Raw genomic sequence first — 22997 nt, forward strand, 5'->3', positions numbered from 1 at the left:
TTCAGAGTTCTATGACCACCGCAGCGGCAACCGATTCCATCAAATCAGAAACCGTTTCTGAAAATTTCCTTCTTCCCGGCACGACGACGGAACTTCTCTATACCCGCAACGAGGCCGGCTGCCTGCTGGAGATCTCCGCCAACGGCAGGACCTATCTGCGCTATGACCGAGGCTGGCGGGTCTTCGACGACGGCTTCGTCTCCATGAGCCAGACGGTCACCCCCGGCGGCATCCTGCGGACCGTCCGGGCGGGAAGCGATACCTGGTGTGAAAAGTATCTCTGGGATGCCGCGGGGTTGATGACCCACGTCGACGGCGTCGAGATGGACTATGACAGCGGCAAGCGCATCGTCGCCTGCCGGACGCCGGATGGGACCTGGCGTTACGAATACGACGGCGACGCCCTGTCCGCACTGGTCACGCCCCGGGGAAGACGCAGGATCCAGCTCAACTTAGAAAAGCGCCCCATCGCCTGCCTCGCGGAAGGCCGCATTTTCCTCCTTGACTACGACGGATCGGGCCGGCGACTCGATCTCCCTTCCCTGCCGCCGACATTCTGCATCGATGATCTCGGCCGGCTCTGGACGATCAAGGACCGCAAGGGAACCGTCCGCCATACCTTCCTCTGGGACGGCTTTTCCTGCCTGGGCCGCATCGACGGCAACCCCGGAGAGCCGCTGGCCGTTGTCTTTTCCCTTGACTGCACCGCCACCCCGGTCCGCATGATTTCCCGGACGGGCGTCACCCGGCTGCACCGCGACGCCTTCGGCGAATCCCTCCTGGCCCACGATGCCGTCCCCGGTCTTTTCGGGGCCGCTTGCTACGGCCGCTTTATGCACTATCGGTCGCGGCTCCTGGATCCGCGCATCGGTTATTTCACCGCCCCCGATCCCCTGGACGGTACCGCCGGCGATCCGCGCCGGGAAGACGGCTACGCCGGGTCCCTGCCCGTTGAAAAGCCTTCCGCCGGTCCCTATTGCGTCTGCCAGAACAATCCCGTCAGCCGCGCCGACATTCAGGGCGAATCCTCGGGAGGCTGGACGTTTCTCATGGTGCTCAGCGATCTGACATGGTCGCTGCAGAACAACATCGTGGGCTGGCTCGGCTACGAGGGATTCCTCAGCCTCTGGGGAAGCATCTTCAGCGGCAACGCAGACCGCTACGGCTGGTCTCAAGGGGTCCACAGCGACCGCACGGGAAGTTACGGCGTGCTCCGGGACGGCGCTTTCGCCAACGACCGGGCCAAAACCTTCCAGCACATCATCATCGTCAACCAGGAAGAAATCGAAAATCTGGCCGATGTCCGGGTTTTCGCCCCCAATGAGGAATTCGTCCCCACCTATTGCGGCACCGTTCTGCTCGTAACGCCCGAGAGCGGCAGGCCGTTTCTTTTGCGCGGGGCGCGGCGAAAAGGTTCGATGCAGACCAACCATCTGCCCCTGACCTGGACGCGCTACGGAGGACCGGCAAAACCCGTCATCCCCGGCTCACCGGTCCCTGCTTTCCCCAGGGGGGGATTCCATTTCGACACCCGGACCGGCTTGCGCGGACCACAGAGCGCCACCTGCACCGAATGCGTCGTCGGGACGAAATGCGCGGTGGGCACTCTGGAAAGGCGTTTCATTCTCGAACTCGGAACCACCGGAACGGGAATCGCCCAGGATTCCTGGCTGCTGCTGACGGATACGGTGGGGGGCTATGCCATTGCCAAGGTGCTGTCCGTCGAGGAGCGGAGCGGAAAAACGCGGCTCCGCGTCGATACGGCGGAAGGGACGATTGCGGCAAATTCCGTTTCGGTCCGCCCCCTGACAAGCAGGGGCACGGAAGACCTGCCCCGGGGCGGTCAGCCCGATGCCCTTGACTGCGCGACGGCAACTCAGAATTATTATTCCGTCAACGATCCCCTGCGGATTACCGCGGACAATGTCGTCCTGTCCACCTCCATCAAGTCCTTCGACACCGAAATGACCGTCGATGTGGCCCTGCCCGGAGACTTTACCGGAACGGTCACCCTGACGACGGCACAGGCGTCGGAAGGCCCTTTTGAAGCGAAGGTCTCGGCCACACCCAATACCCTTTCCTTCGTGAAAGCCGACGGCAGCCCGAGCCCGACGATTCCGGAGGCGGGAGAATTTCTCGTCGCCGCGAGCGCTACGGCAAATCCGCTCGCCCTGAAGATCACCGGCCCCGGAGGGACCGCCACGGACCGCCTCGTAGACCGCGACCCCTCTGTCCTGGGCGCGGCCGATACGCCCCTCTCCTGGCAGTTCCTGCGGCCTGTCGCCGATCCCCTGGGGACCATTGCCGCGCCGCCTGCAGGTACCACCTTTGTTTTTAACCCGGCGAGAATCTCGACGGCGGCGCCCGGCTTCGTCAAATTTGCCGATTCCGGCCAGCCGATCAAAACCGCCGTCCGCTCCGTTTCCGGGCTCGGCTACCAGTCCATCGTCACCGCCCATCCCCTGCCGGCCGGGACAGGCCCCTGTTCCGTGGAGTGCTTTTCCCGGCAGACGCCTGCCGATACGGGTCCCTACGACAACCGCACCCTGAGCGCCGAATTGACCCTCACGATGGACCCCGCCGATGCGGCGGCAACGGCCAAAGCCCTTCAGCTATCCCAGATCACCGGAGCCCAGGTCACGGACGCCATGCCGGGAGCCGCAACGATCAGCGGCATCGAGATCGCCCAACACGCGACCAGCAACCGCTGGTTCGCCGCCCATTCCACCGCGACGGGAACCTCAGACCTGAAGCCGAATTCCTTCGTTTATCTCCGGAAGGGAACGGATACTCAGATCGCACTGATTGACGAGATTCGCGGAGCCATCGAGCTTACCCGGCCGGTGACGGTCCAGGCAGCGGGCCTTGAACTGGTCCCCCTGGCTGAAAGCGGCCCCCGTTACGATGCCGAGCGAAAGGACGACTCGCATCTCTCCGTCCTGCCCTTCATCGATGTCGGCGGAGCCGGAACGCGGGTCCAGATGCCGCGGTTCCGCGAAAATGAATGCCTGCGCGTCACCTTCACCGCCAACCCGACGGGCTTGCCCGCAAGCGCCGAGGACAGATTCTATCGGATCAAATCCGTTTCCGGAACGACCTGCGAGGTCGAGGGCGATGACCTGATTCTCGCAGCAGACAACGCAACGGATATCCGCGCCGTCCGGATGACCCCGGCCAATCCCGGCACGGGGTGGTCCCGGATCGGAATTGACGGGACCCCTGTCGGTGCAGCGGGCGCCGATGGGCAGGTGACCACCGATAAGATCTCTTTCAAACTCTATGATCTGCGGCCGCGCTACGGAATGGCGGCCGTCGAGGTGGCGGTTGTCAGTGGGGACAAGACCATTGCCGCCCGGGTGAAGACAACCGCCTTCGACTATGAACTCTATTTCGCCGGAGATCCGCCCCTCACCGGCACCGGCATCGACATCCTGGCCCCCGACACCACCAAGATCGACACGGATTTCGCCGCCTCCTTCCGGCGGGAAGGCAACGCCTACCTCCTCGAGGGGACTCTCAACAACGTGAGCGCTGGGACGAATCCCGTCGTGGTCGTTCCCCTCGTCGAAACGGACAGGACGGTCAGCGGCACGCTGAGCTGCGGTTCCACCCTGGTTCCCGATGATCCGGAAAACTGGGAGTTCGATCGCCAGAAGAGCCTCATCGAGCATGAGCTCATTCACACGCGGCAGTGCTGCTGGTTCGGCCCCCTTCTGACCTCCTACATCCCCCTGGGCGCCATCGAAGGCCTCTTCGACGGGATTTCCGAAGGTGAAGACCCGACCTATTCCCCCTATGTCCAGGGCCGGCTGAAAGAGGTCGAAGGAGACTGGTATCTGGTCATTCCGAGCCCCGGAGAGACCTCTTTCGAGGAGGGAACGCCGGTACAGATCTCCAAGGGAGGAAGGACCAGGGAGGTCGAACTCGGTCCCGGAAACACCGGTGAAGGATTCCGCCTTCCCTCTCCGCTCCGTGATTACGGTACCAGTGATGTCTATATCCGCCGACGCCGCTCCAACTGGCAAGGCGTGCCGGAATGGATCATCAACATCCTGCAGATCCTCACCCACGGCGGGATCATGAATGCCACGGTGGGCACGGTCTACGGCGGCCTCTTTTTCCTGATCTACCGGGGGATCTACGGCCTGGCTCATCTGTCGGAGTCCCGCGCCGGCCGCTACTACGATGTTTCCTTCGAAGACAACGGCACCCGTCTCCACCTTACCGGCGATGAAGGTCTGGCGGCCCTGCGCGGTGCAAGCCGGGTCATCGTAAAATCCGGCGAAACGACCGTGGTACGCGAAGTGGCGTCGATCAACGATCATGACATCACCCTCTCCACGCGGGTCAGCTTTATCAATCCAGGTGGCGTTTCCCCCTATTCGAACCATGACCCGACGAGCGCCCTGGACCCCTATAATTACTATCCCGCGCAGGTGGCCGACCTCGATCAGCCGGCGCGCATCACTATTTCACCGGTCAACGGCGAGTCCCTGACGCTCACGGTCTATGACCGGGTCAAGATGCTCGTGGGCAATCAGAGCCAGACCACCGTGGTCATGCACGTCAGCGGGAATACCGCGGAGCTCAAGGACGCGCCGCCCCTTCCCACGGGGGAAACCTCACTGCGGGTGGCCAAGGTCGGCCATAACGACGCCATGGGATGGGTCGACGACTGGCTGCTCGAATATTTCGACATGGGCTGGATGAAATGGCTTTTCGATCCCTACGGGCAGATCGACTACCAGTTCCGTCCTTCCAACTGGACGCAGACCTTCACACGGATTACGCGCTATATCTTCGGCACCCAGTCGTGGTGCGTGATTCCCGGAGCCGGCTTTTTCTGGCACGACAACGCCTTCAAGCAGACCAAGCAGAGGGGGCACATGTCCTGGATGGAGCAGCAGGCCTCTGAGGAAAGCGGTGATCTCTACTCCGCCTTCTGCCGGCTGCGCAATACACCCCGCTATGTGGGCGACATCGGCCGCTTCTGGTATTTCGCCTGGCCCGGCGGAGACCGCAGCAATTTTTCCGTCATCACCGCCAACATGCTTGACGCCCCCGGTGTGCACTACGATGACGCCAACAAGCCGCGGCTGCTTCCCCTGGTCACGGGCGGCGCACCGGCCTCCCAGAACCCCAACGGCGATGCCATGGCCCCCGCCGGCAGTGGAGAATGCCTTGCGGACGGGTTTGTCCGGAGGAACTGGGCAACCCCCAACGACACCACCATGGCCGACCCGCCCAGCTTCGCACCTTCGGAAACCGCCCTTCTCCCCACCTCCGCCGCCCTGGAGCGGTGCGGCGGCACCTATGTGACCTTCACCCGGAGCGGCAAACACCGGATCTCCGTCCCCAACGCCGCCGGTTCGGACATGGCTGAAAGCCTGGAGGTACAGCGGGACTGGGGAAAGCAGAACATCTATTATGAGCTCGATACGGTCGAGGACGTTTCCGTCACCTGCGCCGGACTGACCGTCGCCAACGGCACCGTCCTCACGCTCCTGGAAACCCAGGAGGCACGGATCAAGGTCACCCCGAACAACACCCGGCGCTATGCCCTTACGGTAACGGACCCGTCGGAAAGCACCTTTGTCCAGGCAAACGATACAGCCCTGATTGCCCGAACGCCCGGCAGCGACGCAGAGCAGCCCGTGGAAATCAGCCGCCGTTATGCCTACAGCGCAGCCGACGGAACCTTCGACGATCCCGGACTCAACCACCACAAAACCCTCTTCTTCGGCGATATCCACGTTCCTGTCCGGCAGTTTTCCGTCAAGATCGTCCGGGATCTCTATTTCCGCAGTGCGATCCCGACTCTCGCGGAGCTTTCGGCCGCCTTCGATTCCCATCGGACCTCGCTCCTCCGGCCCGGCGATACGGCTTATCTGCTCGTCCCGTCCCCGGTTACCGGGGCGCTCAACCGGACCGCCGTTTCCTATCCCGGCAGCCCCCCCTCGCCGGGAAACGTCGATCCCCTTCCGTCCCTGACGGCACAGGAACCGAACCCCGAAGGGTTTGACGACTACCTGGGCGACGGGCTGATTATTCAGGTGACCTTCCCCGCCCAGGAACCGCCCCAGGAAGAAACCCTCATGACCTTCAAAATCGGCATCGGACGGAGCGACAATTCGACGGAAATCGAGACGTCGATCACGCTCAAGCCCCACTTCATGCTCCGCAGCGCCGCCACCTACCAGGTGCCCGCCACGGGCGCCCTGAACCTGACCTGCGAAGTCGCCCCCGGGGATCCGGCAGTGCGGGGCTCAAATGTTGTCGTGACCCCCTCCCAGGGCATCACGACGACCGTTTCAGGCGACGGGCGGACCGTTACGCTCACCACCGCCGGCGCCTCCCCCGGCATCCGAACCGTCAAGGTCGAAGACGCCGACCACGCCGGCCATTTTGCCGTCAGGACCATCGAAGTGGTTTAGGGAAAGACAGGAGAAAGACAGATCCGGAAAAGAACGTGATGTACCCGCTTTTATGAAGGCATAACGCCCTGACAAGCAGCGCGTGCCCAGGAGAGATCAGGACATGTCCGGCAGTTCCTTTCAAAACCGCCGGCAGGAAACGGTACGAGAAAACATTCGGAATGGCGCCGAACCAGGAAACCGGCCTTTAACAGGGAATTTTTACCGGTTCCGATACATCGCTTGGAGGGATTATGTCGATGAACGATCAGGCGGGAAACAGGGGGGAAAACGCCGCCAAGGAACTGCTTCTGGCAGATCTCAGTCATCTGCAGGATTCCTTTTGGAAAAATGAGGAGACGGGTGAAAAGCGCGTAACATTCTTCATTACACTGGTCACCGCGGCGATTACCGCACTGGTCGCCATCGGCAAGGATGGCGTTCAATACGATTTTTCAAAAGAATTCCTCCTCTACTTTGCCTTTTCTTCTTTGCTCGTGGTTGGTCTTGTTACGCTCTTCAGACTGATCAAAAGAAATGAAGTCACAGACGGCTACAAGAGAGACATGAGGAACATCAGGAAGAGGTTTCAGGATTACTATGACGATCGGGGGGTTCTTTTCGGATACGCGCCTTTCAGTCCGCAGGACAAAACGCGGCCTTCAGAACTGCGAAAATTCGGTGGGCTGGCTTACACCGTTTCTGCAATGAACAGCCTCATTTCAGCCGCTTTTGCCGCCCTGGCGCTTTCCTCGCGCAGCAGCAAGCCAACTCTCACCGTCGCATCAACAGCCGCTGCCTTTGTTGCCGCATTCCTTATTCAGGCAGCGTATGTCCGTGCAAGGGAAAAGCAGAGCCGGGGGGATTTTTTTCAGTCTTATTTCACACATGCCGGCGGTGTCGTGGTACGGTATGATAAAAGTGGAGAACCTCGTTTCCTGATCGTGTCGGCAAAGAAGATTCCGGAACACTGGGTTCTTCCAAAGGGCCACATCACGCCAGGCGAAGATCTGGAGAGGACAGCGGTGCGCGAGGTATGGGAAGAAGCGGGCGTTGTTGCAAGCGTCATAGGGCCACTGGGAGAGAGCCGATTCCGCATGGAGGCGGAAGAGGTCATTACACAATTTTTTCTGCTGGAGCACATCGACCAGCAGGAGAGTCCTGAAAATCGTGCAAAGCGATGGTGCACCTGCGAGGAAGGAATGCAGCTGCTGACGTTTCAGGATGCCAGGAATCTCCTGCGGAAGGCAGGCGCCGCAGCGCAGCGGCATTCAAGGCCTTTTTCCCGGGAAACCCGATAAAGGCGCCGGGTATCCCGCTTCAAGGAAAATCCGGATGTCATGGGGAACTTTCTTCGCATGAAGGCGGGCGTGGAGGCATTCCTGGCGGGGCGGCCCCCTGACCCTCGGCAGAATCCATGAACGGAACCATCGGGCTGGATTGGCCGCTCATCAGTCGGAAGGAATCAGAATCCAGGCTCAGAGCCGGAAAGGATGGGAACCATGCTCGGCGCCATCGCAGGGGATGTCATCGGCTCCGCTTATGAGCACAGCCGCATGAAAACAATGAACATTCCGCTGTTCCAGACGCACTCCCGCTTTACCGACGATACGGTGATGACTGTGGCGGTTGCCGATGCCATCCTCCGTTCGGCGGATTATGGGGATTCGATGAAATCTTTCGGTCGAAGATACCCCGATGCCGGGTACGGCCGGGATTTTATGAAGTGGCTTTTTTCCCCGGAGATCAGACCTTACAACAGCTGGGGAAACGGCTCAGCCATGCGGGCCAGCCCGATCGGATTCGCTTTCCCCACGGTGGAAGCCGTGCTGGCGGAAGCCCGGAAAAGCGCTGAAGTCTCCCACAACCATCCAGAGGGGATCAAGGGGGCGCAGGCTGCCGCTTTGGCCGTTTTTCTCGCTCGAGGGGGAAAAAGCAAAGAGGACATCCGGAAGGAAATCGGCGAGCGGTTCGGTTACAACCTGAAACGGACCGTTGAGGACATCCGACCGGTCTACAGGTTCGATGTCTCCTGCCAGGGTTCCGTTCCGGAAGCCATTCTCTCCTTTCTTGATTCAGAAGATTATGAAGACGCCATTCGCAAAGCGATCTCACTAGGCGGAGACAGCGATACGATCGCCTGTATTGCCGGCGGAATTTCACAGGCATTTTACAAGGTGATTTCCCGGGAAATCGTCGGGGAAGTCCGGAAGAGACTGCCCACGGAGTTCTTGGAAATCATCGACAGGTTCGACAGAACATTTATGGACACCTGATGGGATAGAGCCGGGCGGAGCAGGCGTCAGTTCGTCCGTTTTGGGTTCTCGCAGCCGTCGGCAGAAGTTGGATGCAGCCCAAGGCTCAAGCGTATCACCGTTGCGGCACGGCGGGCGGCTGGCTGGAACGGTCAATGCAGGAACCGCTCAAATTCATATCAAGGAGGATCAGGACATGCCAGCAGTTTCAAGTTACAGCGTTTTATTTTACGGAGGACCGGATGGCTATCAGACAAACCGCGCACAGATTCAGTTGAACGACGCGGCGGGGAAAACCCTGGCCTGGATCAGGTTCAATGATCCCGGCATGTTTTTTGAGGCGGACTCGGATACCGGAGGGATCATCAGGATGCATCTCCCCTCGGCCATGTTCCAAAGCGTCCTCGATGTTCTCCGCAATGAAAAACCCATTAATGTGTACTTCGCACAGGGACGCGGTTTTTTGGGAACGTCGGCCGAACCCGTGGGAGAAGCTGAATAGACTCCGACCACCCGGGATTGAAGCGAAAAAAAATGCATCGTTTCATTCCCGGGCCGGTTCTCTGCTTCAATGCTCTGAAATCCGGGGCGGCTCTTTTCCCGCCATAGCCGTCATCGAAGAACGCGGAACGGGATACGGCTAAGTTCCCCGCCTGGAAGGCAGAACGGCGTAACAGGATTTAACTGGGATAAATTCCGTAGTCTATCTGTGTTGAATTATCTTTCATTTCATTCCACAATTAGTTGAATGTCAGGCTGGGAAGGTAAATCTGCCAGCTCGGAACGCATGTCTTAAGAATCCTTTTTGACTAAATTAGCCGCTATTCAACGGACAGTTTCTGCGTAGCCGCCTTCTCATATAGACTCACAGTTCATCACACATCAGCTTCGTCGAATCGTTGCTTCAAACACCGCAGAGGCCTGGTTTGGCAAAGTAACAGCGGTCACGTCCTCATTTTTAAACCCAGCACCCAACAAAACAACCCTATTGAAGCAGGAAAGGAATAAGGAGGTAGGACATGGCAAATGAGAAAAGTCAGACGACTGGGTCCAGAAAAATCAGGAGCTTTCTTATCGATGGGCAGATCTCACGCGAGCAGCCCGAGTGCCAGCCGGGGGAGCTGAAGCTGGCCGCCTATGTCTTCGACAAGGCCGGATCCCTGCTGGGGAGTGCCGATCTGAATGAGAAAGGAGTCTACAGGGTTGCCGTGAAGCTGTCACAGCCTGCCGATGTGGACCTCATGATCGGTCCGTCAGGCATGGCAAAAGAGATCCGTCGCTCCAGCGCCTTCAGGAGATCCTTCGCAGCCGCGGAATGGAAGGCCGAAGGGACACAGCAGTACCGCCTCCAGTACAATGCCATCCTGCCGCTGGAACTATGGCTTCCCTGGTGGCCGATCCGAATCTGCATTTCCGGACACATCCGCAAGGTCAGTAGCTCCGACGGGGTTACGACCGTCTGTCCCGTCCCCTTTGTGAAGGTTGAGATCTTCGACGTGGACCGCGAGAACTGCTTCTGGCCGCCGCTGCGCAAGTGGTGGGAACTGCTCCTGGATAGACCGGTGATTCGCATTCCCGATCTGCTCAGGGAGCCTCCCATTCTGGTAAAGCCCTTCCCCGGACCCGATCCTTCACCGGAGCTGAATCTGGGAGCTGCTTCAACGCTGGCCGGCGACATCGGCGCCTTGCGGCCGCGATTGGCCAGCCTTGGCCCCCAGCCCGAACCGCCGGACCTCCCGTCATTGGCTCCAGCCAGTTCCCTGAAGGCAACCCCCGCCCTGGCCGAAGCCGCCTTTTCGGCATCGCAGCCCGCCTTTACCCGCGTGGGCGAAGCGCGCCTCATGGACAGCAGCATCGCAGCCCGGCTGGAACGATTGACACTGACCTCCAAGATCCCGCCGTGGCAAATCTTTCCGTTCTGCTTTTACAGCAGGGCGGAGGTGTGTGAGACCACGACGGACTGCGACGGCTTTTTCAACTGCTGCTTCAGATGGTGGCCCTTCCACATCCGCAACGGCCGGCTGCGCTTCGACGCCCGCCCGGACATCATCATCAAGGCGACGCAGGTCATCGACGGCGTACCGACGGTCATTTACCTTGATCCCTACACCAGCACCCGCTGGAATGTCAACAATGCCCATATCGACCTCTATCTCGACAACGAAGAGGTCATCTGCGGCAACGGCAACTGCTATGATCCGCCGGAGGGATCCCCGGTGTTCTTTACGCGCATCGGCGACGATGAGGTTTACAAAATCAACCAGATCAGCGGCCTTTACAATGAGGCTCCGTTGAGCAACGTCGCCTACGGAGGCAGCCTGCTGGTCTATGGCCAGTTCGGCGACGCCCTGTCCACCGGCATCCCGGTGCGCTATTACCGCCTCTCCTATGCAAGAGAGGGAAGCAGCGAATTCAGCCCCATCACCACGCCACTGGGGGATACGCGCGTCTCAAAGGCAACCCTCTTCAGCGAATCGCATTCCCTGGGCCCAAAAACCGTCAATGGCATCCCGGCTCTCTATGAAGTGCGCAATTTCAGCGATTACTACTGGTACAACCCGGACTGGATCGGAACCTGGAAAAGCCTGCTGGCCGAAGAGGACACTGGAAAATTCGTGTTGAGGCTGGAGGTGTTCGACGAAAACGGCGCCAAACTTACCTCGGCGCTGGGCGTGGACTACCGGGACGGCACCGTCGTACCGCCGGCCGTGCTGCCGCCCATGCTTGACCGCTGCGACCTTGTCATCACCCTGGACAACAAGGCGCCGAATCTGGAGCTCGTCATTCCCGCGGTCATTAACGAATGCGGTGTCATTCCGTGGACCCCTGCCCTGTCCCTCACCTTCCAGGCGCAGGTGTCGCAGGAAAACAACCGGCTTCGCTCGTGGGGTCTTTACTACACCAAGGGAGTCAATCCCACCGTCCATTATCTTGCCAGCGGCGCCTCCAACAACGGTCTGCCAGGCAGCATCAACCAGCCCGTATCGGGAGGCACGGCGGCTCCCGCACCTGGGACGGGAATGCTTGCCGGCCTCGACAGCACCTGTGCCTTTGCCCTCAAACTCTGGGCCTATTCCCACGTAAGAGATGGGCGACGCTTCATCTATTACCGGGAGCAGATCAAGGCGATTGCCATCGAAAAATGCCCGTAAGGATCCGGAAGGGACGCCTTTCCCAGACGCCGCCGGGGCGGGACGACAACGGCCGTTCCGCCCCGGCCTTTTGAAGCGGACTGTCCCTGAAAGCGTTCAGGGCAGAATTCGCCGGAGGTGCATCATGGCTGACCTCAATGACATTCTCGACAAGGCCCCGCCCCGCAGTTTAGCCGAAGCCCTGGCTGACTGGCCGGTGAGGGACCGTTATGAACCGTCCCCGAATGACTGGCGGGATGAAATCTTCTACTTTCTCCTTCCCGACCGGTTTTCCAACGGCCAGGAAGCGCCCGACCGTCTTCTGGACATCGACCTGAGCGCCCCCGAGGGGATCTCCCGGATCCGGGCCTTGCGAGGCGCGGAGTGGCGCTGGGACAAATGGCAGTTTTCCGGGGCGAACCGTTTTCAGGGGGGAACTCTGGCAGGGATACGCTCGAAGCTGGACTATCTGGCAGACCTTGGCATCACAACCCTCTGGATCGCACCGGTCTTCCGCCAGCGCATCGAAGAGGACAGCTACCACGGCTATGGAATCCAGAACTTTCTCGATATCGACCCGCGTTTCGGAACCCGGCGAGACCTCGTGGAACTGGTCCATGCGGCACATTCGGAACAATACAGGATGCGCGTCGTTCTTGACGTCATCTTCAACCATTCCGGCTGTAACTGGCTCTATGACAGCTCTTCTGGAAACGCCTTCGAACCTCCATACCTTGCCTGGGGCAGCTACGGCACCCTCTGGCCGCGCAACGGATACGGCTGGGCCATTACGGACCCCGAGCAGAAACTGGGAGAAGACGACTACGTATGGCCCACCGATCTGCAGGGCCGCGATCGCTATCTCCGGGCGGGGAAAGGCCGTCTCGGTGAAGGCGACATCAACGACGAATCTGCGGAGCATAAGCGAACCGATTTCCAAAGACTGCGCAAGTTCAATCTCTTTGCTGGCGAGACGCTTTCGGCGCTGGTGCTTGCATATCACTACTGGATCGCCCTCGCAGACGTCGACGGATTCCGAATCGACACCCTCAAGCATGTGACACTTGAACAGGCCAGGAATTTCTGCAATGCCATCAGGGAGTATGCCGAGATTCTCGGGAAAGATGACTTTCTGCTTGTTGCCGAGGTCGCTGGGGGCAGTTCGGCGCAGGACCGCTACCTGGACATTGCCGGGCGCAACCTCAATGCATGTCTCGATATCGGCGAACAACGGGAGATTCTATGCAATGTCGGCAAGGGGCTGGCAAAAGCGTCGGACTTCTTTGGCGGCTTCAACTACTATGACCAGGGGATGGGATCGCACCGCAACTGGGGTTCTCATCACCTGAGCATCAGCAATGACCACGACCATGTCTTCGGCGCCAAGGTGAGGCTGGCCGCGGATGCGCCGAACGATCACCAGGCGGCGGCGGTCGCTGCCATGCAGCTTTTCACACTGGGTATTCCCTGCTTTTATTATGGAATGGAACAGGGCCTGGCCGGAGGAGCCGAACCGCAAGAGCGCAGATACCTCGACTGGGGCGGCCATGACTGCCTTTTGCGTGAAGCCATGTTCGGACCGGAGCATCCTCTGGCTTCAGGATGGGACGGAGTGCAGGGGGAAATCGACCCCGGCCAGATCGGCTTCGGCCCGCACGGCACCGCCGGATATCATGTTTTCAATACAGATCATCCCATTTACAGGCGGATGGCCGAGCTTACCCGCCTGCGCCGGGCCTTTATTCCTCTGCGGCGGGGAAGGCAGTACCCTCGTCGGATTTCGTATCTGGACCGTCCCTTTGCATTCCCGGATGCAGGCCAGATCATTGCCTGGTCACGCATCTTTGACGACCAGGAGATGCTGGTGGTGATCAACCCGAACGGGGTCGAACGGCGCGGCGGGCGGGTTGTCGTTGACGGCAGCCTGTCACAGGAGGGGTTGCAGGTTGTCTCCAATACGGACCCCGAAGCCCCGGAAGCGATGCAGAACAGCGCCTGGGTGAGCTGCAGCCCATCGAATCACGGCCTTGTCGTCTGCCTTGATCAGTGGCTGCTCGGCCCTTCGGAAGTTATGGTACTGGCCAACCGTTCGGCGATCGAATCCGTCGGCTTGAAGTGGCATGGCGCGGCATGATGCAGCGCCATGGAATTTTCTCCAGTGGGGTGCGCCGCCAATGTTCCAGACCGGCTGGGGTTGGAGCGGAATCATCGTCCGTCCATGCTCGGGAGAGTTAATGTCCGGGGGATTTTCGGGCAATCCCCCGGACACGCACCGGATTTTTTCGGACCTTATCCGAGCTTGAGCAGCGGCTGGACCACCTGGCGGAATGCAGCGGCAGCCTCCGTGTCCTTATGGTGGAAGATAAAGGGGCGCCCTTCATCCGATGATTGCACGATCTTGGGATCAATGGGAATCCGCCCCAGAAAGGGCACATCCATCCGTTTGGCCATTTCCTCACCGCCTCCCTGTTTGAACAGTTCAATAAGCTTCGAACAGTGTGGACAGATCAGGCCACTCATGTTTTCAACAATGCCCAGGACAGGAATTTTGAGGTGCCGGCAAAACGTTACGGATTTGCTGACATCGATCGTCGAGACATCCTGAGGCGTCGTCACCACGACCGCGCCGTCCGCATCGGGAATCAACTGCGCGACGGAAAGCGGCTCATCTCCCGTACCCGGGGGGAAATCGATGACCAGATAATCCAGGTCGCCCCAGTGGACATCGGTAAGCAGTTGCTTGATCGCTCCGTACTTCATCGGCCCGCGCCAGATCACCGCATCATCCTTCCGGTTCAAAAGAAACCCCAGGGACATGACCTTCATGCCGTAGTCCATTGAAACGGGAAGCATGGCATCACCGACCACCTCCGGCTTGCGGTCCTCCAGGGCAAGGAGCTTGGGAATGCTGGGGCCGTGAAAATCCACGTCCAGCAGCCCAACCCGCTTTCCTTCGAGGGCCAGGGCAACCGCCAGATTGACGGCCACGGTGCTTTTCCCGACGCCGCCCTTTCCTGAGAGAACCAGAATTTTGTGAGCAACACGCTCCATGCTCTTTTTGAGCTTGTCATCTTCGGGGGTATTCTGTGCGGCGGGATTCTGCTGATTTCCCGACACGGGGCACCCCGTTCCTCCCGGTGTATTTCCTGAACCACATGAATCACAAGAACCCATAATCCTTATTCTCCTTTTTTGCTTGAGTGAATCTGATCTCTATATCACAAAGTGATCGTTTTTAACCTTCTTGATTTTACGAAAACGTCCTGATAATTTGAGCAATCCGGTACGGAATTTTTTATAGGAAAACGATGGAAACACTACTGGGAATAGCGGTTGGTATAGGGCTTAGCGCCGCATGCGGCTTTCGGGTTTTTGTTCCCCTGCTTGCGATGAACCTGGCGATCCTGGGCGGCCACATTCACCCTTCTCCCGAATTTGCCTGGATCGGCACCCCCTATGCGACGCTGGCTTTCGCAACAGCAACCGTCGCGGAAATCATCGGCTATTATATCCCCTGGTTCGATTCCATCCTGGACACCATCGCAACACCCGCCGCCGTCATCGCCGGTACGGTCACCACGGCTTCCATGGTAACGGAAATCTCCCCCTTTCTGAAATGGACGCTGGCGATTATGGCCGGTGGCGGAATCGCCGGCCTGGTTCAAGGATCCATGGTCGCACTCCGCTTAAAATCATCCCTCTCTACGGCGGGAGCGGCCAATCCCTGGATCGCGACACTGGAACTGGTCGGAGCCATCGTCATAGCCATCCTGGCCCTTGTGGTCCCGATCGTCTGCCTCGGACTCCTCGTCCTTCTGTGCATTGCTGTTATCCGCAAGACCGGCAGACTCCTCTTCGGAAGAAGAACGTCCTCAGCACGATAACGGCATTCCTCCCCCCTTTGCCATACGCTTTTCTCCTCCCATATCTCATCGGTTTTTCAGGCATATCCCCATTTTATACTCACGCATGGCGGCACATTTACCCGTGCCCCACCTGGGCGTGCGAAACGACCGTATCCATCACGGGTTGCCTGCCTGTAACACACCGCACCCTGAAGGGTTGGCATGAGATTTGAGTGATTTACCGTCAAAAGCACACGGCCGCCCCGTGGCGACAGCCCGTCAGCGACGGGGAAAGAACGCGGTCGGCTCGTCGCTCAGATCACGATGAAGGAGAAGAAAATCATGGGAACCACGGTCATATTCGCGTTGGGAATGATCATCGGGGCATGGATTGGAATCACGTTGCTGTCCTGCTGTCACCTGGCGAAAAAGGCGGATATCCCCTTCAACATCCGCTGAAAATCACTCTGTTTCATAGCAGGCCAGTATTTCACCGAAATAGAGGGTATGGTAGTCCTTTTGAGGATAAAACGATGATTCATACTCCCTGTCCAGATGGGCCGGATCCATGGCGGTTTTGTAGATTATCGCGCATTCATACTGGCGTCCCCTGGTTTTTATGACGGGGGAATCGACTTGGCGCCCGCTGATCGTCTCCAGGCTGCATGCCTTGAACTTATCGACGTCCCGGCCGGATTTCGAACCGCAGAAGGCAAGTTCTTTTCGCAAGTCCTCCAGCGGAACCGTCACGGTAAAATCCCGGGCGGTTTCAATGATTCCAAAGGTGTGGCGACTGGACCGCACAGCCACCATCATGATCGGTTTGTTCCAGACAAAGCCGAAGGCAGCCCACCCAATCGTCATGGTATTGACTCCATTTCCAGATTTTACCGTCAAGAATGCACCCTTCTTGATCCTGTTGAGGGTGTCCTCCCCAACGCCTGCGCTATTTCCATCGATCATTTCAAGTTCCTTATTCTGTTGAAGAAATTGTTACTGGGACTTTTCGGAAGACGCCTTCAATTTTCAGCAGAATGAAAATTTTTCCTTCCTGAAACGCGTGCTTTCCCTTTGACAACCACTGTTTTTCAATTGCCGTTTCTCATAACGTTTTCAGCGGGCAAAGAAAAGTAAAATTTTCCAATGAATTACACAAACCATTAATATTATGTGGTTTTTAACTGCCTTTTCGTTGCCCAGCTCTTATGCAAGCCGTTCAATATTTCTAAGAATTGCTGACTTATCCCCTTTGCCAACAGGGTTATCAACAGGGTTATCAATAGAGCTGTGGATAAAAGGGGGCGCTTCGCCAACATTTTGGCCTTTTGCCACCCACATCGATGATTATTTGACAGCCGTCCCGATCTTTTTTTGAAGGACTTTTTTGAGCGGCCCGATCCTTTGGGGGCCGCTAGTGCGATGAAAGATGCGGCAAGAGGAATCAGCCAGATCCCCGGTGATGATTAAACGTCAGCCCCATACTTTCGTATTGTTCGCAGAAGGATCTCCGTGCTTCGCGAACTCAGGCCCTCGTCTTTCACCTTTTTCAGGAGAAAATAAAGGCGCTGCTCAATGATGCCCATTTCCTGAAGGTCATTCCACAATCTCTCGATAGCGGTTTTATCCACGCCATAGAACATATTTCCCGGAACGGCCATGTTCGAGACAAAGATTTTCAGGCCTTCGGGTGTAATGAAATAATTGTCACCGATCCGCAGAAATTCCCCGGCTGAATCTTCGTCCACCCGCTGCAATTTTTCGATGATCGCCCTCAAAAAGTCATGATTCACCTTCAGATATTCTTCGGCAATAAAACGGCTTGTGCTTAAAAATCCACCCAATTTCATGATGCTCCTCTTTCGTTCACAATTTCATACCATCCGAACATCTTCAAGCGGTTCTGCGGAATCAGCCTGACAGGAAAACAGCTGAGTTCGAGCTCTCTGAATCGGATTGTTCAGCCTTGCATGATGCCCCGCACTGGAGCAAATCCTCTTCGGCTTATTCCGACGGCAGGGTTTTAAGAAACAGGTCGGCTTGGGCGAAGGCCGTCTCCATCTCCGCAACAAGACTGTCCACGTTGGCCTGAACATTGACCACTTCACCGCTGAGCCCCACGATGGCCTTCGCGTTGAGGTTGTGCTTCATGAATAACACCTGGTCGCGAAGGGTACAAGAGCCGGATCCAACCTAGCTTCGGCCCTTTTCATGGCTTTGATCAGATCCGCAAATTTCTCCCGGGTGGCATCGTATTTCTGCTGGCTGGACCTGCGAAGGTTTTCACGGAATGTTTTCTTTTCCGGGGGATTCACTCACTTTCAAATCATTTGCCATGGACCCCGTCATGGCGAATGGGAAAGAGCGGCCTTGAGGGCCAAACAGGGAGGAGGAGCGCTTCTCCATCCAGAACGGGTTTCTTTCATGTCACCCGGGCCCGATACTGCGCCAGATCAGATAATGTCACCCGGAGCGATGTCACGAGGAGGAAAGGGCGTGCCGGCATGAACCATCGCGGGCCTTGAACATCTCCCGCACAAAAAATGAAATGCCGGTCTCCCGAATGTATCCGACCGGCATTTCAGCATGAAAATCAGATATCATCAGACGATATCGAACGGTCAGTGCAGTGTTTCATCCGAGTCATGAATCACACTGAATTCATCGCCCTGCTCGTACATAAAAAATGCTCTGTCATCAAAATCCGCTTTTTCAATTCCATTCTCGTAAAATTCCTTCCTCATATTGTCCACGGAATAATATTCTCTGAGTATGGGATCTTTTTTGCCGATATTAACGACAAAGCGGTTAGAGCTATAGGTGACTCTGACTGAATTTTTCTGTTCTTTCGTTAAGTTCAGCAACATATCCTCTAACCTCCTTTCCCGTTTTTCCATGTCCAGCCTTTCTGTTTACGGAAACCGTCTTTTTTGTGCCCTTTGCTCTATTCTAATATAAGACACACAATATAATAAAAGTTATTACTATGCTGTTTGTCAATCATTGAAAGAGGATTTAGAAAAGATTTTATGGCAGATCCTGGATGTCACAAAAGACGAACACGCTATCGTGTCGCTTGTGTCCCCCCATCCCCCGGTTGAACGTCCCGGACAGAGACAAGCGTGCTCACGTTGCCCGACGGGCAAGAAGCGCCCACACGCCGGCCGCCGAGAGCAGTAAACCTCCTGCGAGTTTGAAGTGGCGTTGTGTACGAGGGGACGACAGTATGCGCCGAGCGGTAGCAGCAAAGGTGGCATATACCGTGGCGTTAGCCATGGCCATAAGGACAAAGGTCACAGCAAGTACCCATAACTGGAATGTAACATCAATGGCAGGATTGACGAATTGGGGCAGGAAAGCGACAAAGAAGACGATGCCCTTGGGGTTGAGTGCGGTTACCAAATAGGTATTGAAAAAGAGCCGCCAGCGGGTTGTGGGCGCTGGAGTTGACGGCAACGCAATCGTGGAAATGCCGGACCGGAACAGAGTTGCACCAAGCCAAAGGAGATACAAACCGCCCATGATCTTGACAACGTTGAACCAGAAGGCCGAGGTGCTCAGCAACGGGCCGAGGCCCAGCAGTGATAAGGAAAGAGACGTGCAGTCGCCAAGCGCTATGGCGGCAACGAGTGGAACATGTGCGGAACGACCATTAGCCAAGGAATAGCTTATTACCGTGAGAACGGTCGGACCGGGGATAACGAGAAGGACCGATGTGGCAAGGACAAAAGCAGACCAAAGGTTGATATCCACGGCGCATCCCGGTATGGCGTCTGACGCCAACAATCGATGTTAGTTGAACGGATAACTTGATATTTTAAGGTTGCAGGCCGGATACAATCCCTTTTTCACCATTATAGTTCTCCTCTAACGATAAAGAAGCGTGCCCACTTGTCAGCCTTCCAATACTGGTCAGATCGAGTACATTCTGCTCAGTCTCTTAAGCAGACCATGGAATTCTTCATGTTTGCCTGCACCAATTCGCTCCTCTTCTATTCTTTCAAAACCTTCATAGAGTTCGTCCTGTTTTTGTTCCGATAAAAGACGATCAGCCATTACAAACAGAACATCATTCTCCTTTTCGATATGATTTCTCAGCAGCGCAATGTAAGCGAGTGCAATTTTACTGATGGTTTTGGATGCAGATTGGTCCCCGCCGACATATTTGGCATAGTAATCGCTCAAAGACTTGACATAATTTCTACCCATTTCATGCTCCTGAAGCATGACTGCAATCGGACCATCTTCAGGAATGCCCGCGGCTGTCAGTGCAGGGAACAGCAGGTCTTCCTCTTTGCCGTGATGGCATTTGTCGACAAAGACTTTCAGAAACTCCAGGATTCCATCAAAATGCTCTTCGTTCAGATTCCTGTCCGCCTCTAATTGTCGACAGACCTGTTCTAAAATAATGAGCATCACCTTGACACCCTCATGCTCGTTTCTTAATTGTTGTGTCGCTTTCATATCCGCCCTCCTTTTTCAAATCATGGAAGTTGAAAAAACATCCTCTCTCGATGGGAGAGTAACAGATTCTCCGGTGCGTCCCGGGTTCAATCTTTTAATTTTAGATATTCTTTGTAGAGGATGTGTTTTCTCTTTGTAGACGCATCGCGATCGCCGTAGTGAGCCAGTCCAAGTCTTTCTTGAAATCTGTCTCCGCTGCACCCGCTATGCAGGTATCACGGATGGTGAGTGGTTGTGTCCCAAGTTTCTCCATCTCGATGCCCATTTCCTGAAGGATCTGTTCGAGAGATTCATTTGTTTCCACCGCTTTTCTTAAGATCGGATAAAATAGAATCTTCTCTTTCCAATTGCCTCATCAGGAGTTCTGCAGCTTTTCCAAGGCTGAAGAAAAAAGCGGTCAGAGGAAAACTTCGATAGCCGGGGTTTCAAATTTGCTAACTGTCGGAGAATTTTGCCGTTCAATTAGACCAATTATAACAGACTGGAATTTTTAATCATATTAGAAAATGGAAAATCGATTAATCCGAGAAAGGATGAAGATAGAAGGACCAAAAAATTGCTGCCGGCAGCATACAGGACAGCACATAAAAATTTAGGGGGCTAAGCTGTCTACCTGGCCCCCTTATTTTTCTGGTGGAGCTGAGGGGAGTCGAACCCCTGACCTCTTGAATGCCATTCAATTATATATCACTTTTTAACCATATCACTATAAATCACTTGACATTAATCTCCTATAAAATTATACAACTTCCATCGCTGATCACTTGACTAATTTTTAATTAGAATCACCAGAAATCATCAAATAGGTTAGCAATAGGTTAAACATTTAACCGTGGTTAAGGCAACTTGATTATGAGATTTTGCACTTTTTAAGGCCTCAAAAGTAGATAGGGAAAACATGGCACGACAAGGAGCAACACGTAAGGCAACACGAGAAAAAGGGGTTTACGAGCTCGTTTCCGAAACACGAATCTACAACAGGAAACCGGATATCTGTTATTACATTGCATTCAAAATCGATGGGAAACTGACCTGGGAAAAGATAGGTTGGATTTCTGAGGGGTACAGCATCAAGCTGGCTGCCAATATTCGGGCGGAACGGATGCGTTCTCTTCGCCATGGAGAGGATCTTCCGCAGCAGAAAAAAAAGGTCCCGATGTTTAAGGAAGTCATGGAGAAATATCTCGCCTGGGCGGATACCAGTAAAACGAACGGTCGGACAACAGATTCATATCTTTACAAACATTTGACCCGGTTTGACGAAAAACGGCTAGATGAAATTCACCCCTTTGCCTTGGAAGGACTCAAACAGGATATTCTAAATAAAGGTTTGTCCCCGGCAACAGCAAAACACATTCTTGTTCTTGTTGGTGAAGTTTTCAATAAAGCCATTATATGGGGCCTTTATCAGGGTGACAACCCGATCAAAAAAGTCAAAATGCCTGTACTGCAGAATAAGAGAGAGAGGTTCTTATCCCACGATGAGGCCCATACCCTGCTTTCCGCGCTGAAAGAGAGGTCGCAACAACTACATGATATTTGCATATTATCTCTCTATTGCGGGTTGCGTATGGGTGAAATTTTTAATTTACGGGGTCAGGATTTGGACTTCGTAAATGATTTGATTCACATTTCCGATCCAAAAAACAAGCACCCCCGGAAAGCCTATATGACAGAAACCGTCAAAGAGATGCTTTTTGCAAGAAAACCGGATTCGCCTGGGAATTTTCTGTTCAAAAATCGGAAAGGGGATAAGATTATAAGTATATCTCGGTCTTTTGAGCGTGTTGTGGATGAACTGGGATTTAATAGAGGGATTGCAGACCCAAGGCAAAAAGTTGTGGCTCACTCCTTGAGGCATACCTTTGCAAGCTGGTTGGCAATCCAGGGAACACCAATTTACACGATTGCCAGTCTAATGGGTCACAAATCCATTGCCATGAGCGAACGGTACAGCCATTTGAGTCCCGACCATAAGAAAGAAGCCGTCCTTAACCTCGAGAAGGAAATTAATGAATCCAAAGGAACTCACATTCGGATGAGAGAGGGGTTCAATGAATAAAGAAAAAATACGTTACCGCCTTTGGTGGGAATTATTAAAAAGAAGTAAGGCCTATAAGATATTTTGTGAAGTTGCCGACCACAAGGAATTAGGCGAGGAATTTATTCCGGTGGCTGCACAAGAAAAAATTGTGGAATATTTTGCTGGCGAAAGAAGAAAATTTTTCGAAAAAGAATATGATGTAAACATCAATGATTTTATAAAAATATATTCGTTTTGGGGTGATGTACATCAAAACGATTTTGACTATTGGTGGGGGAAAAGAGGCAGGCAGCAAATTTCAAAAACAAAAACTACCATTTTGAATATCAGACACGACCTAAAAACACTCAGCAATCTTGCACAATTATCCTTGCTAAACAGTTTGGAACATACGGACAGAAAAGCCTTTGGACTTGAAGATATAAAAGAGATGGTCGACCTGTTCAGAAATTATTTTTCCAGCCCCGATAATCAGCAATATCTGTATTTGAAAGTCGATATTCACAGTAAAGCAACCTCCGACGAGATCGGACGTGAAATTCTCAGGCTGAGGACCCAGCAGAAAAAAGAATCCAAGATTGGATCGCGAACCACCCGCCTTCGGGAAGAGATCGAACTATATTTAAAGGTTTACGACGAAAAAGAAAAGAATCCAGAAAAACCATGGGCCAATATCATCAGCAATATTGACATACCTGCGGATAAGGGAAATTGCCGTGAAAAGAGGGTGTTGGAGAAATATTATGACTACTGGGATAAAGCAAAATCCTTAATTAAACAGGTTGAACATAATCACTTTCCAGGAAGCAACCAGAAATGATGTTGAAAAATACCTGTAAGATATCTGG

At 55.2% G+C, this 22997-nt stretch carries 16 protein-coding genes and 1 pseudogene; 9 read left to right on the top strand and 8 right to left on the bottom strand.

Going from position 1 to position 22997, the window contains the following annotated elements:
* The first annotated feature begins 11 nt into the window (after positions 1-11).
* The 6 genes from ACJ77P_RS12195 (at position 12) to ACJ77P_RS12220 (ending at position 13933) form a co-directional block, all read left to right on the top strand.
* Positions 12-6434: a hypothetical protein gene (locus tag ACJ77P_RS12195; protein ID WP_408998383.1), complete on the top strand. Its 6423-nt coding sequence runs from the start codon at positions 12-14 to the stop codon at positions 6432-6434.
* 233 nt (positions 6435-6667) lie between these two features.
* On the top strand, positions 6668-7714 hold the full coding sequence (locus tag ACJ77P_RS12200; protein ID WP_408998384.1) for an NUDIX domain-containing protein: 1047 nt from the start codon (positions 6668-6670) through the stop codon (positions 7712-7714).
* 201 nt (positions 7715-7915) lie between these two features.
* A complete protein-coding gene (locus tag ACJ77P_RS12205; protein ID WP_408998385.1) occupies positions 7916-8689 on the top strand; it encodes an ADP-ribosylglycohydrolase family protein in 774 nt (257 codons plus the stop codon).
* A gap of 175 nt (positions 8690-8864) precedes the next feature.
* On the top strand, positions 8865-9170 hold the full coding sequence (locus tag ACJ77P_RS12210; protein WP_367359918.1) for a hypothetical protein: 306 nt from the start codon (positions 8865-8867) through the stop codon (positions 9168-9170).
* A gap of 517 nt (positions 9171-9687) precedes the next feature.
* Positions 9688-11820: a hypothetical protein gene (locus ACJ77P_RS12215; RefSeq protein WP_408998386.1), complete on the top strand. Its 2133-nt coding sequence runs from the start codon at positions 9688-9690 to the stop codon at positions 11818-11820.
* Between the two features lie 124 nt (positions 11821-11944).
* Positions 11945-13933, top strand: coding sequence for an alpha-amylase family glycosyl hydrolase (locus ACJ77P_RS12220; protein WP_408998387.1), 1989 nt, complete (start codon positions 11945-11947; stop codon positions 13931-13933).
* Between the two features lie 155 nt (positions 13934-14088).
* Here the strand turns inward: ACJ77P_RS12220 and ACJ77P_RS12225 are convergent, their stop codons facing one another.
* Entirely contained in the window at positions 14089-14973 is an 885-nt protein-coding gene (locus tag ACJ77P_RS12225; protein ID WP_408998388.1) for a P-loop NTPase, read from the bottom strand.
* 134 nt (positions 14974-15107) lie between these two features.
* Here ACJ77P_RS12225 and ACJ77P_RS12230 point away from each other — a divergent pair, with 134 nt between their 5' ends.
* Positions 15108-15683 carry a DUF4126 domain-containing protein gene (locus tag ACJ77P_RS12230; RefSeq protein WP_367359922.1) on the top strand — a complete coding sequence of 192 codons (576 nt, stop codon included), beginning with the start codon at positions 15108-15110 and terminating at the stop codon, positions 15681-15683.
* 423 nt (positions 15684-16106) lie between these two features.
* Here ACJ77P_RS12230 and ACJ77P_RS12235 read toward each other — a convergent pair whose 3' ends face one another.
* The 7 genes and pseudogenes from ACJ77P_RS12235 to ACJ77P_RS12265 all read right to left on the bottom strand — a co-directional run bounded on the left by ACJ77P_RS12235 (position 16107) and on the right by ACJ77P_RS12265 (position 20409).
* Positions 16107-16607, bottom strand: coding sequence for a flavin reductase family protein (locus ACJ77P_RS12235; protein WP_367359923.1), 501 nt, complete (start codon positions 16605-16607; stop codon positions 16107-16109).
* A gap of 500 nt (positions 16608-17107) precedes the next feature.
* Positions 17108-17491: a hypothetical protein gene (locus ACJ77P_RS12240; RefSeq protein WP_367359924.1), complete on the bottom strand. Its 384-nt coding sequence runs from the start codon at positions 17489-17491 to the stop codon at positions 17108-17110.
* A 154-nt stretch (positions 17492-17645) separates the two neighbouring features.
* Positions 17646-17956 (bottom strand): annotated as a pseudogene (locus ACJ77P_RS12245) (DUF2959 family protein).
* Between the two features lie 306 nt (positions 17957-18262).
* Positions 18263-18538, bottom strand: a complete 276-nt coding sequence (locus tag ACJ77P_RS12250; RefSeq protein WP_367359925.1) for a cytoplasmic protein — start codon at positions 18536-18538, stop codon at positions 18263-18265.
* A 229-nt stretch (positions 18539-18767) separates the two neighbouring features.
* Positions 18768-19394, bottom strand: coding sequence for a LysE family translocator (locus tag ACJ77P_RS12255; RefSeq protein WP_408998389.1), 627 nt, complete (start codon positions 19392-19394; stop codon positions 18768-18770).
* 159 nt (positions 19395-19553) lie between these two features.
* On the bottom strand, positions 19554-20105 hold the full coding sequence (locus ACJ77P_RS12260; RefSeq protein WP_367359927.1) for a hemerythrin domain-containing protein: 552 nt from the start codon (positions 20103-20105) through the stop codon (positions 19554-19556).
* A gap of 100 nt (positions 20106-20205) precedes the next feature.
* On the bottom strand, positions 20206-20409 hold the full coding sequence (locus ACJ77P_RS12265) for a hypothetical protein (protein WP_408998390.1): 204 nt from the start codon (positions 20407-20409) through the stop codon (positions 20206-20208).
* Between the two features lie 594 nt (positions 20410-21003).
* On the opposite strand from ACJ77P_RS12265, the gene ACJ77P_RS12270 reads away from it, so the two are divergent.
* Together ACJ77P_RS12270 and ACJ77P_RS12275 are read left to right on the top strand one after the other, a co-directional pair.
* Complete coding sequence (locus tag ACJ77P_RS12270) at positions 21004-22167, top strand: tyrosine-type recombinase/integrase (RefSeq protein WP_408998391.1); 1164 nt, start codon at positions 21004-21006, stop codon at positions 22165-22167.
* Complete coding sequence (locus ACJ77P_RS12275) at positions 22160-22969, top strand: hypothetical protein (RefSeq protein WP_408998392.1); 810 nt, start codon at positions 22160-22162, stop codon at positions 22967-22969. Before ACJ77P_RS12270 ends, ACJ77P_RS12275 begins: the two co-directional genes overlap by 8 nt.
* The last annotated feature ends 28 nt before the right edge of the window (positions 22970-22997 follow it).

The organism is Syntrophus buswellii, assembly GCF_046097065.1.
GTDB classification, from domain to species: domain Bacteria; phylum Desulfobacterota; class Syntrophia; order Syntrophales; family Syntrophaceae; genus Syntrophus; species Syntrophus buswellii.